The organism is Goekera deserti, from assembly GCF_010685995.1.
Classification (GTDB): domain Bacteria; phylum Actinomycetota; class Actinomycetes; order Mycobacteriales; family Geodermatophilaceae; genus Goekera; species Goekera deserti.
Genome location: NZ_JAAGWK010000034.1, coordinates 40910 through 55271, shown reverse-complemented (window position 1 = coordinate 55271; position 14362 = coordinate 40910). Strand labels below are relative to the sequence as shown.

Genomic DNA, 14362 nt, shown 5'->3' with positions numbered 1-14362 from the left:
ACCCTTCCCGTGCGCCCCGGAGGAACCCATGCCGCGGCTCACCGCAGCTGCCCTGCCCTCGCTCAGTGCCGCGGTCGCCCGCCCCGGCTACGACCGGGCCGCCGTCGTGCCCGGGATCGTGCACGTCGGCGTGGGCGGGTTCCACCGCTCCCACCAGGCCGTGTACTACGACGACCTGCTCGGCGCCGGCGGCGACCCGGCGTGGGGCGTGTGCGGGGTCGGCCTGCTGCCCGGGGACGCGTCGATGCGGGACGTGCTCGCCGAGCAGGACAACCTCTACACCCTGCTCGTCACCCACCCGGACGGCTTCGTGGACGCCCGCGTGGTGGGCTCCCTGGTGGAGTACCTGTTCGCCCCGGACGACCCCGACGCGGTGGTCGAGCGGATGGCCGCGGCGACCACCCGGATCGTCTCGCTCACCATCACCGAGGGCGGCTACAACGTCTCCGCCGTCACCGGCGCCTTCGACCCCGCGCACCCCGGCGTGCAGCACGACCTGCAACCCGGTGTGCCACCGCGGACGGCGTTCGGGCTGGTCACCGAGGCGCTGCGCCGCCGCCGGGAGCTCGGCCTCGGCCCGTTCACCGTGGTGAGCTGCGACAACGTGCCGGGCAACGGCGACGTCGCCCGCACCAGCTTCACCGCCTTCGCCGCGCTGCGCGACCCCGACCTCGGCGCCTGGGTCGGCGAGCACGTGCCGTTCCCCAACTCGATGGTCGACCGGATCACCCCCGGCACCACCGACGTGCACCGGACGGCGCTGCGCCACCGTTTCGGCGTCACCGACGGCTGGCCGGTGGTGTGCGAGCCGTTCACCCAGTGGGTGCTGGAGGACCGGTTCGCGGCCGGCCGCCCGGCGCTGGAGGACGTCGGCGTCCAGCTGGTCGACGACGTCGCGCCGTACGAGCTGATGAAGCTGCGGCTGCTCAACGCCAGCCACCAGGTGCTGGGCTACCTCGGGGTGCTCGCCGGGTACACCTACGTGCACGACGCCTGCCAGGACCCGCTGTTCCGCCGTTTCCTGCTCGGCTACCTGGAGCGCGAGGGCGCGCCGACCCTGCCGCCGGTGCCGGGCATCGACCTGGCGCGCTACGAGGCCGACCTGGTCGGCCGCTTCGCCAACCCCAACGTGCGGGACACCCTGGCCCGGCTGTGCGCGGAGAGCTCCGACCGCATCCCGACCTTCCTGCTGCCGGTCGTCCGGGACAACCTCGCCGCCGGCGGGGAGGTCCGGCTGTCCGCCGCCGCCGTCGCCGGCTGGGCCCGCTACGCCGAGGGCGTGGACGAGGACGGCACACCGATCGAGGTGGTCGACTCCCGCGCCGCCGCGCTGCGGGTCCGGGCCGCCGGCCAGCGGGCCGACCCGCTGGCCTTCCTCCGCGACCGGGAGCTGTTCGGCGACCTCGTCGACGACCCGCGGTTCACCGGGCCCTACACCGAGGCCCTGCAGGCGTTGCACACGTCGGGGGCCCGGGTGATGCTCGAGCAGCTGCTGCGACCCGGGACCTCCGACCCTGGTCACGGCGTGCCGGACGCCTAACCTGGCTCTCGACGCCGACACTGCCCGGACGGGCGGCTGCCTGCCGCTGCACCGGGCGGGCGTCGACGAGGGACAGGAGCACGGGTGAGCAGCGACGGGGCGGCGCCGATCCGCGTCTTCCTCCTGGACGACCACGAGGTGGTCCGCCGGGGCGTGGCCGAGGTGCTGGAGAGCAGCGGCGCCGTGACCGTCGTCGGCGAGGCGAGGAACGCCGCGGAGGCGCTGGCCCGGGTGCCCGCGCTCGCCCCGGACGTGGCGGTGCTGGACGTGCGGCTCCCTGACGGCGATGGCGTGGCGGTCTGCCGCGAGCTGCGTGCCCGGCTGCCGGAGCTGCGGGTGCTCATGCTCACCAGCTACAGCGACGACGAGGCGCTGTTCGAGGCGGTGCTGGCCGGCGCCAGCGGCTACCTGCTCAAGCAGATCCTGGGTCAGGACCTGGTCACCGCGGTGCGGACGGTGGCCGCCGGCGGCTCCCTGCTGGACCCGGTCGCGACCGCGGCGGTGATGACCCGGATGCGCCGAGCGGCCGAGTCGTCGGGGCCGCTGGACTCGCTCAGCGACCAGGAGCGGGTGGTGCTGGAGCTGATCGGCGAGGGCCTGACGAACCGGCAGATCGGCGAGCGGATGTGCCTGGCCGAGAAGACGGTGAAGAACTACGTGTCCCACCTGCTGGCCAAGCTGGGCATGGAGCGGCGCACCCAGGCGGCCATCCTCGCCACCGAGCTGAAGGTCCCGGGCCGCGGGTCCTGATCGGCACGGGGCCCAGCCCGCCTGGGGCGCCTCAGCCGGCCGGGGGCAGCGGCACGTGCCAGCGCAGCCGGGTGCCGCCGCCGGCTGCACCCCGCACCTCGCAGGAGCCGCCGCGCTGCACGGCCCGGACCTGCAGGTTGGCCAGCCCGCTGCGGGCGACGGTCGGCTCGATGCCGCGTCCGTCGTCGACCACCTCCAGCACCACCTCCTCGGCGACGTCGAGGGTGACGGTGAGGGTGCTCGCCCCCGCGTGCCGCGCGGCGTTGCTCACCGCCTCCCGCACCACCGCCTCGACGTCGGCGGCGAGCGCGCCGTCGACCAGGGTGTCCACCGCACCGGACATCCGCACCGCCGGGTGCAGGCCCGGGCCGGACGCCTCGGTGACGATGTCCAGCACCCGCCGGCGGAGGCTGTCGCTGTGGTCGCCGCCGTCGGTGGTGTGCAGGTCGAAGATCGTCGTCCGGATCTCCCGCACCGTCTCGTCCAGCTGGTCGACCACCCGGTACAGCCGTTGGGCGGTGTCCGGGTCCTGGAGCCGGGTGGCCACCGCCTGCAGGCCGAGCCCGGCGGCGAACAGCCGCTGGATGACGTGGTCGTGCATGTCCCGGGCGATCCGGTCGCGGTCCTCGTACACGTCCAGCTGCCGGGCCACGCGCTGGCGCACCGACATGTCCAGGGCCAGGGCGACCTGGTCGGCGAACGAGCCGACCAGCGGTGCGAGTCCGGCGTCGAAGCCCGGCCGGCCGGTGCGCCGGGCGGCGATCACCACGGCCGGGTGCATGTCGGTGCCCCGCAGCGGCACGGCGATCGAGGGCCCCCACGGCACGTGCGCGTTGGGCCCGGTGTACTCCACGGCGGACATGTCCAGCGTGACCACGCCGCCCCCGGCCACGGACAGCTCGGCCAGCACCGGGTTGGTGCCGGTGTCCAGCACGGCCCCGGTGAAGTCCTCCAGGCCCTCGCCCCACTGCACCTGCACCCGGTAGGTGCCGTCGACGGGGTCCGGGCCGTCGCACAGCCACACCGCGTCGGCCCCGGTCAGCGTGGCCACCCGGTCGGCCACCAGCTGCAGCACCTGATCGGTGTCGGTGCCGCCGAGCAGGCCGGCGCGCACGTCGCCGACCGCCGCCGTCCAACGCCGGCGGTCCTCGCTCTCGGTGTACAGCCGGGCGTTGTCGATCGCGATGCCGGCGGCGCCGGCCAGCGCGGTGAGCACAGCCTCGTCCTCGGCGGTGAACTCGCCGTGCTCCTTGTCGGTCATGTAGAGGTTGCCGAACACCTCCCCGCGCACCAGCACCGGGACGCCGAGGAACGTGCGCATCGGCGGGTGCGCGGGTGGCACGCCGACCGAGGACGGGTGCTCGCGCAGGTCGGTGATCCGCAGCGGGTGCGGGTCGGTGATCAGCTGCCCGAGCACGCCCTTGCCCTCGGGCAGGTGGCCCATCCGCGCGGCCAGCTCGTCGTCGATGCCGACGGTGATGAACGCGGCCAGCCCGCCGTGGGCGCCCAGCACGCCGAGCGCGCCGTACCGCGCGTCCACCAGGCCGGCCGCGGCCTCGGCGATGCGTCGCAGCGTGCGGTCCAGGTCCAGCCCGGTGGACACGCTGAGGAACGCGTCGAGCAGCTCCTGCAGCCGGCTCTGGGTGCGGGCGACGGCGGACAGCCGCTCCTGGACCTCGTCCAGCAGCTCGGTCAGCCGCATCTGGGCCAGCGGCGAGGGGGTGGGCGCGCCGGGGTGGGCCGGCGGTGGCGGCGGCGGGGGCATCGCCGTCCAGGGTGTCAGCTGGCGCGGCCGTGCGCGAGCACGGGACGGGTGGTGCGCGCGGGGCGCACGGCACCGGCCCCGTCCCGTTCCGGGACCTTCGGCACCCGGTCGGGGGACCTTCGGCTCTCCTCCGCGGACCGGGTGCCCGGCACGCTGGGTGCTCACGGGGCGCGGTGCGCGCCCGGTGTCGCAGACGGGGACGGACACGATGGACCAGCAGCAACCGCAGGAGGACGTGCCCGTGCCGGCGTCGGTGGCCGGCGGGGTCGTCGTGGGCCACGACGGCTCGGCCGCCGCGGACGACGCACTGCGCTGGGCGGCCGGGGTGTGCCTGCGCCGGGGTTCGCCGCTGCACGTCGTGCGGGTGTGGCAGCCCGTAACGGAGTCCGGTGCCGCTCCGGCGGCCCTGCTGCGGGAGCTGACCGCGGACGTCGCCGGGACCGGGTTGGACCCGCGGGTGCAGGTGACCTGTCACGTCGCACCCGGGGAGCCGGCGGCCGTGCTGGTCGCGACCTCGGCCCGGGCGGACATGCTGGTGGTGGGCGCCCGGGGGCTGGGCGGCTTCGACGGGCTGCTGGTCGGCTCGGTCAGCGACCGCTGCGTGCGCCGCGCGGCGTGCCCGGTGACGGTGGTCACGTGGCGCAGCCGGTCGGGGTTCGTGGTGCGACCCGGGGCCCCCGAGCGGGGGCCCCGGGTGGTGCTCAGCTGAGCGGGTCGACCGACTCGTGGCCGGCGACACCGGCCGCCAGGCGGCCCAGCGCCCAGTCGCCGTCACCGAGCTGGTGGTCGATGGCGGTGAGCCGGCTGGTGTAGTGGCCGACCTTGTACTCGGCGGTCACCCCGATGCCACCGTGCAGCTGGATGGCCTCCTTGCCGATGTGCCGGCCGGCGCGGCTGGTGGTCAGCCGGGCGCGGTCGGCGGCGAGCACGACGTCGCCCCCGGCGTCGGCCACCATCGTCGCCCACAGCGCGATGCTGCGGGCGAGCTCCAGCGACACGTACATGTCGGCCGCCCGGAACGTCAGCGCCTGGAACTTGTTCAGCGTGACGCCGAACTGCTTGCGCGTCGTCAGGTACTCCGACGTCATCGCCAGCGCGGTGTCCATCGCGCCGACCGACTCGTTGGCGTAGGCGATCCGGGCCATGGCCAGCGCACGCTCGACGTCGGCGGTGCGGTCGCCACCGGCCTCGCCGAGCAGCTCGGCGGGGGTGCCGGCGAACGCCACCCTGGCCGCCCGGCCGCCGTCGTGCGTGCGGTAGCCGGTGCGGGTGAGGCCCTCGGCGTCGCCGCCGACGAGGAACAGCTGCGTGGCGCCGTCGGCGGTGCGGGCGCTGACCACGAAGCTGTCGGCGCGGGCGCCGTGCGGCACCGGCTCCTTGACCCCGGTCAGCGTCCAGCTGTCGCCGCTCTGCTCGGCCGTGACCGAGCCGGCCGACGGGCTCCAGCGCAGGCCGGGCTCGGCGTGGGCGAGGACCACGATCGAGGTGCCCTCGGCGATGGCGGTCAGCAGCTCGGTGCGCTGCGTCTCGGTGCCCAGGGCGGCGATCAGCCCACCGGCCAGGACGACGGTCTCCACGAACGGCTCGGGGGCGAGCACCTTGCCCATCTCGGTGGCCACCAGCGCCACCTCGACCGGGCCGGCGCCCATGCCGCCGTCGGCCTCGGCGAAGGGCAGCCCGAGGACGCCCATCTCGGCCAGCCGGCCCCAGGTCGCCTCGTCGAAGCCGGGCTCGCTGCGGGTCACCGTGCGCCGCTCGTCACCGCCGTAGGCCTTGGTCAGCAGGCCGGCGACCGCCTCGCGCAGCGCGGTCTGCTCGTTGTCGTAGCTGAAGTCCACGGTCTCCTCACAACCCCAGGATGGTGCCGGCGATGATGGTGCGCTGGACCTCGTTGGACCCGCCGTAGATGGAGGCCTTGCGGAAGTTCAGGTACTGCGGGGTGACCACGCGCGCCCACTCGGGCACGTCGGAGCCCTCGGTGGCGAACGAGGCCAGCGAGTCGGGCCCGGCCACGTCGACCAGCAGCTCGGTGGCGGCCTGCTGCAGCTCGGTGCCGCGCAGCTTGAGCACCGAGGACGCCGGGTGCGGCTTGCCGTCGGCGGAGTTGGCGACCACGCGCAGCGCGGTCAGCTCCAGGGACAGCAGGTCGTTCTCCAGCTCGGCGATGCGGGCGGCCAGCAGCGGGTCGGCCAGCAGCGTGCTGTCGCCGACGGTGATCTCACCGGCGTGCCGCTTGGCCTCGGCGACCAGGCGCTTGACGTGGCCCACCGGGGCGACGCCGACGCGCTCGTTGCCGAGCAGGAACTTGGCGTAGTCCCAGCCGCGGTTCTCCTCGCCGACCAGGTTCTCGGCCGGCACGCGCACGTCCTCGAAGAACACCTCGTTGACCTCGTGCCCGCCGTCGAGCAGCTCGATCGGGCGCAGGGTCACCCCGGGGGAGTCCATCGGGAACAGCAGGAAGGAGATGCCGCGCTGCTTCTTGACGGCGTGGGGGTCGGTGCGGACCAGGCAGAAGATCCAGTCGGCGTGCTGCCCGAGCGTGGTCCACGTCTTCTGGCCGTTGACCACGAACTCGTCGCCCTCGCGGACGGCGCTGGTGCGCAGCGAGGCCAGGTCGGAGCCGGCCTCGGGCTCGGAGAAGCCCTGGCACCACCAGATGTCGAGGTTGGCGGTGGCCGGCAGGAAGCGGTCTTTTTGCTCCTGCGTGCCGAAGGCGGCGATGACCGGGCCCACCATGCTGGTGTTGAACGCCAGCGGGGCGGGCACGTAGGCCGCCTGCATCTCCTCGTGCCAGATGTGCCGCTGCAGCGGCGTCCAGTCGTGGCCGCCGTACTCGACCGGCCAGTGCGGGACGGCGAGCCCCGCCTTGTTGAGCACGCGCTGGCTCTCCACGATCTGGTCGCGGGTGAGCTCGCGGTGTGCCTTCACGGCGTCCCGGATCGACTCGGGGAACTCACGAGTGAAGAACGTGCGCATCTCCTCCCGGAAGGACTGGTCCTCGGGGGACAACTGCAGGCGCATGGAACCTCTTTCCCGACGGCGGCGTCACCGTCTCAGCGATCGTGACCCGACGATCCCACATCCGTACGCGTGGGCAGCGACCCGACCGGTGCGCCCCCCCTCGGGGGCGGGAGGCGGTGTCAGTAGTGGATCGCGCCGCGGGTGCCGCCGCCGACGGCGATCGCGTCGCCGGTGACGGCGGCGCTGCGCGGGGAGGCCAGGAAGGCGACCACGTCGGCGACCTCGTCGGCGGTGACCAGCCGGCCGATGCTGGTGCCGGCGGCCAGCCGGGCCGCCACGGCGTCGGGGGTGCTGCCCTCCCGCTCGGCCAGCGCGGCGAGCACGGCGGGCGTGCGCTCGGTCACCGTGGTGCCGGGGTGCACCACGGTGACGGTGACCCCGGCCGGGCCGAGCTCGTCGGCGAGGTTGGCGGTCATCGCGGCGACGGCGACGTTGCGCACCGAGCCCGCCAGCGAGCCGGTGCGCCGGGCGTTGAGCCCGCTGACGTTGACGATCCGGCCCCAGCCCTGGGCGGTCATGTGCGGGGCGACGGCGCGGGCGCAGCGCAGGTAGCCCAGCACCTTGGTCTCCAGCTCCGCGCGCAGCGCGTCGTCGTGCAGGTCGGCGAGGGCGGGCACGGGCGCCGAGCCGGCCGGCCGGGCGGCGGCGTTGACCAGCACGTCGACCCCGCCCAGCCCGCCGACGACGGCGCCGACCATGGCCCGCACCGCGGCGTCGTCGGTGGTGTCGGTGGGCAGGACCAGCACCGTGGTGCCGTGCCGGCGCACCCGCGCCGCGGCCGTCTCGAGGGCGGCCCGGTCGCGGGCGACGAGCGCCACGTGCGCGCCCTCCTCGGCCAGCCGGTCGGCCACGGCCAGCCCGATGCCCCGGCTGCCCCCGGTGACGACGGCGCGCTTGCCGGTGAGCTGCAGGTCCACGGGTCCTCCACGGGTCGGTCGGTGAGGACGACAATGCACCCCGTGTTCGACGTCGACGCCATGGGCCTGCTGACCCGGGAGCTGCTCCGGGAGCGCACCGCCGACCTGATCGCCCGCAGCTGCGCGTGGGCGGTGGGCCTGTCCGACCAGCCGCACCTGCAGCGGCGGCACGGCACGCAGGCGCCCAGCGGGCTGACCCTGGGCCAGCGGGCGGCCGCCGACCAGCCGCTGGGCAGTGACGAGGCCGGCCGGCTGGAGCTGGGCGAGGCCCGCCCCGGCAGCTTCCAGGACGCGCTCAACGCGCTGACCCCGGACGGCGCGCTGTACGCCGACCGCTTCGACTCCCAGGTGCTGGACCCCTTCGTGCTGGACGTGTGCGTGCGCGCGGCGCAGCGGGTGCGGGACACCCGGCCCGGGGCGTGGGTGCAGCTGCTGGACGAGCTGGGGGAGTCCGAGGACGAGGCCGACCTGGTGGAGGTGGTGCGGGCCGGGGAGTGGGAGGCGCCGCTGCGCACCGAGGCCGAGCATCTGGTGCTGGCCGCGCTGGCCGCGGTGCCGCTGATGGAGGTGGAGGCCGAGGGGCTCCCGCTGTCGCTGGTGCAGGCAGCCGAGGCGATGACCCGCGGCGCTGCTCCGGTGGCCGCGGCCACCGCCCCGGCCGTCGAGGACCCGGCGGCGATCGAGGGCGCGGTGTTCCTGGCCGGGGTGGCGCTGCGGGAGGCGCGGCTGACCGTGCCGGTGCCCCCGGCCCAGGCCGACCGCCTGCTGGACGCGCTGCTGGCCGAGGGCCTGCTGCCGGAGGAGGTCCCCGCCGTGCTGGCGCACCTGCCCGTGCAGCCGGCGACCGCCGCAGAGATCCGGGCGACGGTCGCGGTGCTCGGCGGCGCGGGCAGCTGACCGGTCCGACCCCGCTGACCGGCCCGGGCCACCCAACGACCCTGGTACCCGAACGGCCCTGGTACCCGAACGACCCTGGTACCCGAACCGATCTGGCACCCCCGAACCGATCTGGCACCCCCGAACGGGGGAGTCCGCGGCGTTCGGGTGCAGGACCCCGGTGGGGCGCCGATGACGGCAGCACAGACCCGCCTCCGGTCGGCACCCGCCGCCCGCCAGGCCGCGGGCCGGTGGACGCACGGGGGGACGGCGCGATGTCGACGACGGCCGACCTGGGTCCCGGCAGCGGGGCCCCGCTCGCGCCCGCCCCGGTCGTCCCCGGGCTGATCGCTGCCGCCCCGCCGGCTCCTGCGGTGCGGGTGCCTACTGCCGACGCGGCCCTGCCGGCGCCGGCCGAGGTCGTGGCCGCCGTCTTCCACGGCGCGACGGTCAGCGACGCGATGCCGGTGGTCGTGGTGGAGCTGACCCCGGCCGGGTTGCGTCTGCTCTGGGGCAACGACGCCGCCGCCCTCGTGGTCGGCTGCCGGCCCGCCGACCTGGTGGACGCACCGCTGGTCGAGCTGCTGCCGTTCCTGGGCCCGGCCGAGCAGCAGCTGCTGCTGCGCCGGGAGCGCGCCGTGCGGATGGCGATGCCGGCCCGCACGGCCGCCGGGACCGTCACCGACGCGCTGGTGTACGCCATCCCCTCACCGACCGCGGACCTGTGGAGCCTGCGCGTCGTCACCGGCAGCGCGGACGCCGAGCGCGCCCTGCGGGCCACCGCCGACGCGCACGAGCGGCGCTTCGCCACCTTGACCGAGCGGTCCCCGGTGCCCACGCTGCTGAGCGAGCAGGGCATGCGCCTGGGGCACGTGAACGACGCGTTCTGCCGGCTGGTGGGCCGGCAGGCCGACCAGCTGCTGGGCACCGGCTGGACGACGGTGGTGCACCCGGCCGACCTGGACCAGGTCATCGAGGCCGCGGCCGCCGTCCTGGAGGGTGGGCAGGCGGAGGCGCAGGCACGGCTGGTGCGGCACGACGGCAGCGTGCGCACGACGGTCGTGCGGTTCGCCAGCCTGCTGACCACCTGCGGCGAGGCGGGCTTCGTGGGCACCGTCGAGGACGTCACCGAGCGGCTGGCCTTCGAGAGCCGGCTGGCGCACCAGGCGCACCACGACCCGCTCACCGGCCTGCCGAACCGCACCCGCCTGTCGGAGTACGTGACCGAGCGCTTCGACCGGGGCGCGGGGGCGCTGGCCTGCCTGTTCCTGGACCTGGACGACTTCAAGGTGGTCAACGACTCCCTGGGGCACGCCGCCGGCGACGAGCTGCTGGTCGAGGTGGCGACCCGGCTACGCCGCCTGGTCCGCCCGACCGACCTGGTGGCCCGCTTCGGCGGTGACGAGTTCCTGGTGGTGTGCGAGCAGGTCGACGAGGCCGGGGCGCTCGCGCTGGCCGAGCGGGTCGCCACCGCGCTGGACCGCCCGCTGGCCCTGGGCGGGGTCGAGGTGCGCCCGCGGGCCAGCATCGGCGTCACCGTGCAGGCGCCCGAGCACACCACCCCCGGTGACCTGATCCAGGACTGCGACATCGCCATGTACCAGGCCAAGTCGGGCGGCAAGGGCCGGATCACCGTCGTGGACACCTCGGCCCGGGCGCAGGCGCACGACAAGCTGCGGCTGGTCGCCGAGCTGCGGGAGGCCATCGAGCAGCGCTCGATCAGCCTGGTCTACCAGCCGATCTTCGGCACCGGCGACCGCCGTCCGGTGGCGGTGGAGGCGCTGGCCCGCTGGCAGCACCCGCAGCGCGGGCACATCAGCCCGGTCGTCTTCGTCCCGGTCGCCGAGGAGAGCGGGCTGATCAGCGGCCTCGGCCTGCTGGTGCTGGACGAGACCTGCCGGCAGATGAGCGAGTGGTCCCGGACGATCGGTGCGGCCGCCCCGCAGCGCGCGGCGGTCAACGTCTCGGCGCTGCAGCTGGACGCCTCGCTGCCCGGCCAGGTGGAGTCGGCGCTGCGCCGGCACGGGCTGTCGCCGTCCCGGCTGACGGTGGAGATCACCGAGTCCGCGCTGATGGCCGACCCGCGTGCCGCCCGCCAGGTGCTGCACGAGCTGCGCGAGCTCGGCGTGGAGCTGGCGATCGACGACTTCGGCACCGGCTACTCCTCGCTGGCGCACCTGCGGCACCTGCCGGTCACCTGCCTGAAGGTGGACCGCTCCTTCGTCGCCGAGCTCAGCGACGGCCAGGCCGCGATCACCTCGGCGATCATCGCGCTGGCCGGCACGCTGGGGCTGGACACCGTGGCCGAGGGCGTGGAGACCGACGCCCAGGCGACGCTGCTCGACGGCTTGGGCGCCACCTACCTGCAGGGCTTCGGGCTGGCCATGCCGATGGGCGGACGCGAGGCCACCGACTGGTTCGTCACCCGCCGCTCCCCGCTGCCGGCCGGCGGGGGTGACACCCGGTGACCCGGGACAGCGTCCGTGCCGCGGTCGACGTCGACCGGGTTCTCGCCCGGATCGACACCATGGCCGCCCAGTGCCCCGTCGCCGCCCAGGTCGTGGCCACGACCAACTCCACCGAGGCCGGTGCCGAGGACCTGGCGCGGGTGCTCGGGGCGGACGTCGCCCTGGCCGGCCGGGTGATGAAGCTGGCCAACTCCGCCTACTACGGCATGGGCGGCCGGGTCTGCTCGCTGCGCGGCGCGGTGACGGTGGTCGGCTTCGCCACGGTGCGCAGCCTGGCGACCGTGGCCCTCACCGGCCTGGCCCGGCCCGGGGGACTGCCCGCCGACGTCGCGCGCACCAGCACCCACCTGGCGCTGGCCGCGTCGGCGGTGGCCCCGCGCCTCGGCCGCCGCGCCCAGGACGCGCTGTGCACCGGCCTGCTGACCCAGCTCGGTGCCGCGCTGCTGTACGCCGAGGACCCGGACGGCTACGCCGCGCTGGTCGACGCCGAGCCCACCGCCGCCGGCCGGCGCACCGCCGAGCTGCGCCGGTACGGGGTGCACGCCCCCCGGCTGACGGCCCTCGCGCTGGAGCGGTGGGGCTTCCCACCGACCCTGCTGTCCCCGATGCAGCAGGTCGACGACCTGTCCTCGCTGGACGGCGCGCTGCTGCGCACCGCCATCGAGATGACCGCCCGGATCCTCGCCACCGACCACCAGGCGGTGCCGATGGAGCTGCTCAGCTGCGGGCGCCTGCGGGACGACGCCGTCCCGGCCCTGCTGCAGCGCGTGGCCGCCGACACCGAGGAGCTGCGGGCGGCCCTGTTCGGCACCACGGTGGCCTGAGCCGGCAACCCCCGGTCGTCGGCGGGGGCTCAGGCGTCGATGACGATCGGGATGATCATCGGGCTGCGCCGGTAGGTGCGGTGCGCCCAGCCGCTGACCGCGCGCATGATCAGCTGCTCCAGCTGCAGGGCCCCGCCCACGCCCTCCTCGGCGGCCCGTGCCAGCGCCTTCTCGATCAGCGGCACGACGGCCTCGAAGGTGGACTCGTCGTGCACGAAGCCGCGGGCCAGGAAGTCCGGGGTCTCGGCGAGCCGGCCGGTGGTGGAGTCCACGATCGCCACCACGGTGATCACGCCCTCCTCGGCCAGCGTGCGCCGGTCCTTGAGGGAGGCCTCGGTGGCCCCGCCGACGGTCTGGCCGTCGACGTAGACGTTGCCCGCGGGCACCTTGCCGGTGATCGAGGCACGCCCGGCCACCAGGTCGACGACCAGGCCGTCCTCGGCGATCACCACGTTGCGCGGGTCGACGCCGGTGCGGATGGCCAGCTCGGCGTTGGCCTGCAGGTGCCGCCACTCGCCGTGCACCGGCATGACGTTGCGCGGCTTGACGACGTTGTAGCAGTACACGAGCTCGCCGGCGCTGGCGTGGCCGGAGACGTGCACCTTGGCGTTGCCCTTGTGCACCACGTTGGCGCCCAGCCGGGTGAACTCGTTGATGATCCGGTAGATCGCGTTCTCGTTGCCGGGGATCAGCGAGCTGGCCAGCAGCACGGTGTCGCCCTCGGTGATCCGGATGACGTGGTCGCGGTTGGCCATCCGGCTCAGCGCCGCCATCGGCTCGCCCTGGCTGCCGGTGCAGACCAGGCAGATCTTGTCGGCCGGCAGCTTCTCCAGCACCTTGAGGTCCACGACCAGGCCCTTGGGCACGTCGAGGTAGCCCAGCTCGCGGGCGATCCCCATGTTGCGCACCATCGAGCGGCCGACGAAGGCCACCTTGCGGCCGTGCGCGTGGGCGGCGTCCAGCACCTGCTGGATGCGGTGCACGTGGCTGGCGAAGCTGGACACGATGACCCGCTTGGGCGAGGTGCGGAACACCGTCTCGATGGCCGGGGTGAGCTCGCCCTCGGAGGTGGTGAAGCCGGGCACCTCGGCGTTGGTGGAGTCGGTGAGGAACAGGTCCACGCCCTCCTCGCCCAGCCGGGCGAAGCCGCGCAGGTCGGTGATCCGCCTGTCCAGCGGGAACTGGTCCATCTTGAAGTCGCCGGTGTGCAGCACCAGGCCGGCCTCGGTCCGGATGGCGACGGCGAGGGCGTCGGGGATGGAGTGGTTGACGGCGAGGAACTCGCAGCCGAACGGGCCGAAGTCCAGGTCGTCGCCCTCGCCGACCGTGACGGTCCTCGGGGTGATCCGGTGCTCCTTGAGCTTGGCCTCGATGAACGCCAGCGTCAGCTTGGAGCCGACCAGCGGGATGTCCCGGCGCTCGCGCAGCAGGTAGGGGACGCCGCCGATGTGGTCCTCGTGGCCGTGGGTGAGCACGATCGCCACGATGTCGTCCAGGCGGTCCCGGATGGAGGTGAAGTCGGGGAGGATCACGTCGACGCCGGGCTGGTGCTCCTCGGGGAACAGCACGCCGATGTCGACGATCAGCAGCTTGCCGGCGTGCTCGAAGACGGTCATGTTGCGGCCGATCTCGCCGAGGCCACCGAGCGCGGTCACGCGCAGGCCTCCGTCGGCCAGTGCCGGCGGGGTCCGGAGTTCGGGGTGTGCGCGACTCATGCCCCCGAATCTACGGCGCCGTGCCCGGGCCCCCGGCAGGGCGTTCCCGGCCCCCGGCAGGGCGCTCCAGCAGGAGCACGGGGATGCGGCGGCGGGTGCGGCTCTGGTAGGTGACGTAGGACGGGAACACGGTGCAGGCCAGCGACCACCAGCGGGCCCGTTCGGCACCGGTGACCTCGCGGGCGACCCGCTCGGACACCTCGTCCCCGTCGCGCAGCTGCACCACCGGGTGGGCGAGGACGTTGGCGTACCAGGCCGGGTGCCGCTGGGCGCCGGCCATCGAGGCGACCGCGGCGTACACCCCGCCGAGCTCCACCCGCATGAGCGGGGTCTTGCGCAGCGCGCCGCTGCGGGCGCCCACCGTGCCGAGCAGCACCACCCGGCGCCCGCCGACGGCGACGCCGGTGCGCTCGATGAGCTCCACCTCCTCGCGCACCCACGCGACCGGGCTCGGCTGGTAGGCGCCTGCGGTGTCCACCCGCCGAG

Annotated in this window: 12 protein-coding genes; 6 read left to right on the top strand and 6 right to left on the bottom strand. The window is 74.9% G+C overall.

What is annotated here, in order from left to right; genetic code table 11:
• The first annotated feature begins 28 nt into the window (after positions 1 to 28).
• Together G1H19_RS20645 and G1H19_RS20640 are read left to right on the top strand one after the other, a co-directional pair.
• Positions 29 to 1540: a mannitol dehydrogenase family protein gene (locus tag G1H19_RS20645; RefSeq protein ID WP_152727724.1), complete on the top strand. Its 1512-nt coding sequence runs from the start codon at positions 29 to 31 to the stop codon at positions 1538 to 1540.
• Positions 1541 to 1624: 84 nt separating this feature from the next.
• On the top strand, positions 1625 to 2290 hold the full coding sequence (locus G1H19_RS20640; protein ID WP_162392213.1) for a response regulator: 666 nt from the start codon (positions 1625 to 1627) through the stop codon (positions 2288 to 2290).
• A 31-nt stretch (positions 2291 to 2321) separates the two neighbouring features.
• Here the strand turns inward: G1H19_RS20640 and G1H19_RS20635 are convergent, their stop codons facing one another.
• Entirely contained in the window at positions 2322 to 4055 is a 1734-nt protein-coding gene (locus G1H19_RS20635; RefSeq protein WP_152727726.1) for a sensor histidine kinase, read from the bottom strand.
• Positions 4056 to 4263: 208 nt separating this feature from the next.
• On the opposite strand from G1H19_RS20635, the gene G1H19_RS20630 reads away from it, so the two are divergent.
• On the top strand, positions 4264 to 4764 hold the full coding sequence (locus G1H19_RS20630) for a universal stress protein (protein ID WP_152727727.1): 501 nt from the start codon (positions 4264 to 4266) through the stop codon (positions 4762 to 4764).
• Here the strand turns inward: G1H19_RS20630 and G1H19_RS24755 are convergent.
• The 3 genes from G1H19_RS24755 to G1H19_RS20615 all read right to left on the bottom strand — a co-directional run bounded on the left by G1H19_RS24755 (position 4757) and on the right by G1H19_RS20615 (position 7993).
• Positions 4757 to 5893, bottom strand: coding sequence for an acyl-CoA dehydrogenase family protein (locus tag G1H19_RS24755; protein ID WP_162392212.1), 1137 nt, complete (start codon positions 5891 to 5893; stop codon positions 4757 to 4759). The two genes, G1H19_RS20630 and G1H19_RS24755, sit on opposite strands and share 8 nt — an antisense overlap.
• Before the next feature lie 7 nt (positions 5894 to 5900).
• Entirely contained in the window at positions 5901 to 7076 is a 1176-nt protein-coding gene (locus G1H19_RS20620; protein ID WP_152727728.1) for an acyl-CoA dehydrogenase family protein, read from the bottom strand.
• Positions 7077 to 7195: 119 nt separating this feature from the next.
• Positions 7196 to 7993 carry an SDR family NAD(P)-dependent oxidoreductase gene (locus G1H19_RS20615; RefSeq protein WP_162392211.1) on the bottom strand — a complete coding sequence of 266 codons (798 nt, stop codon included), beginning with the start codon at positions 7991 to 7993 and terminating at the stop codon, positions 7196 to 7198.
• 42 nt (positions 7994 to 8035) lie between these two features.
• Here G1H19_RS20615 and G1H19_RS20610 point away from each other — a divergent pair, with 42 nt between their 5' ends.
• The 3 genes from G1H19_RS20610 (at position 8036) to G1H19_RS20600 (ending at position 12161) form a co-directional block, all read left to right on the top strand.
• On the top strand, positions 8036 to 8890 hold the full coding sequence (locus G1H19_RS20610; RefSeq protein WP_235927866.1) for a hypothetical protein: 855 nt from the start codon (positions 8036 to 8038) through the stop codon (positions 8888 to 8890).
• A 254-nt stretch (positions 8891 to 9144) separates the two neighbouring features.
• Positions 9145 to 11337, top strand: coding sequence for a putative bifunctional diguanylate cyclase/phosphodiesterase (locus G1H19_RS20605; protein WP_152727730.1), 2193 nt, complete (start codon positions 9145 to 9147; stop codon positions 11335 to 11337).
• Complete coding sequence (locus G1H19_RS20600; protein WP_235927864.1) at positions 11334 to 12161, top strand: HDOD domain-containing protein; 828 nt, start codon at positions 11334 to 11336, stop codon at positions 12159 to 12161. Before G1H19_RS20605 ends, G1H19_RS20600 begins: the two co-directional genes overlap by 4 nt.
• Positions 12162 to 12190: 29 nt before the next feature.
• Here the strand turns inward: G1H19_RS20600 and G1H19_RS20595 are convergent, their stop codons facing one another.
• Positions 12191 to 13876 (bottom strand): ribonuclease J, encoded by a 1686-nt coding sequence (locus G1H19_RS20595; protein WP_152727731.1) that lies wholly within the window; start codon positions 13874 to 13876, stop codon positions 12191 to 12193.
• Positions 13877 to 13886: 10 nt separating this feature from the next.
• Positions 13887 to 14354 carry a nitroreductase family deazaflavin-dependent oxidoreductase gene (locus G1H19_RS20590; protein ID WP_162392210.1) on the bottom strand — a complete coding sequence of 156 codons (468 nt, stop codon included), beginning with the start codon at positions 14352 to 14354 and terminating at the stop codon, positions 13887 to 13889.
• Positions 14355 to 14362 lie beyond the last annotated feature (8 nt).

Coding starts and splice junctions, on each gene's coding strand:
- G1H19_RS20645 (WP_152727724.1), top strand. CDS start 29: ATGCCGCGGCTCACCGCAGCTGCCCTGCCCTCGCTCAGTGCCGCGGTC.
- G1H19_RS20635 (WP_152727726.1), bottom strand. CDS start 4,055: ATGCCCCCGCCGCCGCCACCGCCGGCCCACCCCGGCGCGCCCACCCCC.
- G1H19_RS20630 (WP_152727727.1), top strand. CDS start 4,264: ATGGACCAGCAGCAACCGCAGGAGGACGTGCCCGTGCCGGCGTCGGTG.
- G1H19_RS20620 (WP_152727728.1), bottom strand. CDS start 7,076: ATGCGCCTGCAGTTGTCCCCCGAGGACCAGTCCTTCCGGGAGGAGATG.
- G1H19_RS20605 (WP_152727730.1), top strand. CDS start 9,145: ATGTCGACGACGGCCGACCTGGGTCCCGGCAGCGGGGCCCCGCTCGCG.
- G1H19_RS20595 (WP_152727731.1), bottom strand. CDS start 13,876: ATGAGTCGCGCACACCCCGAACTCCGGACCCCGCCGGCACTGGCCGAC.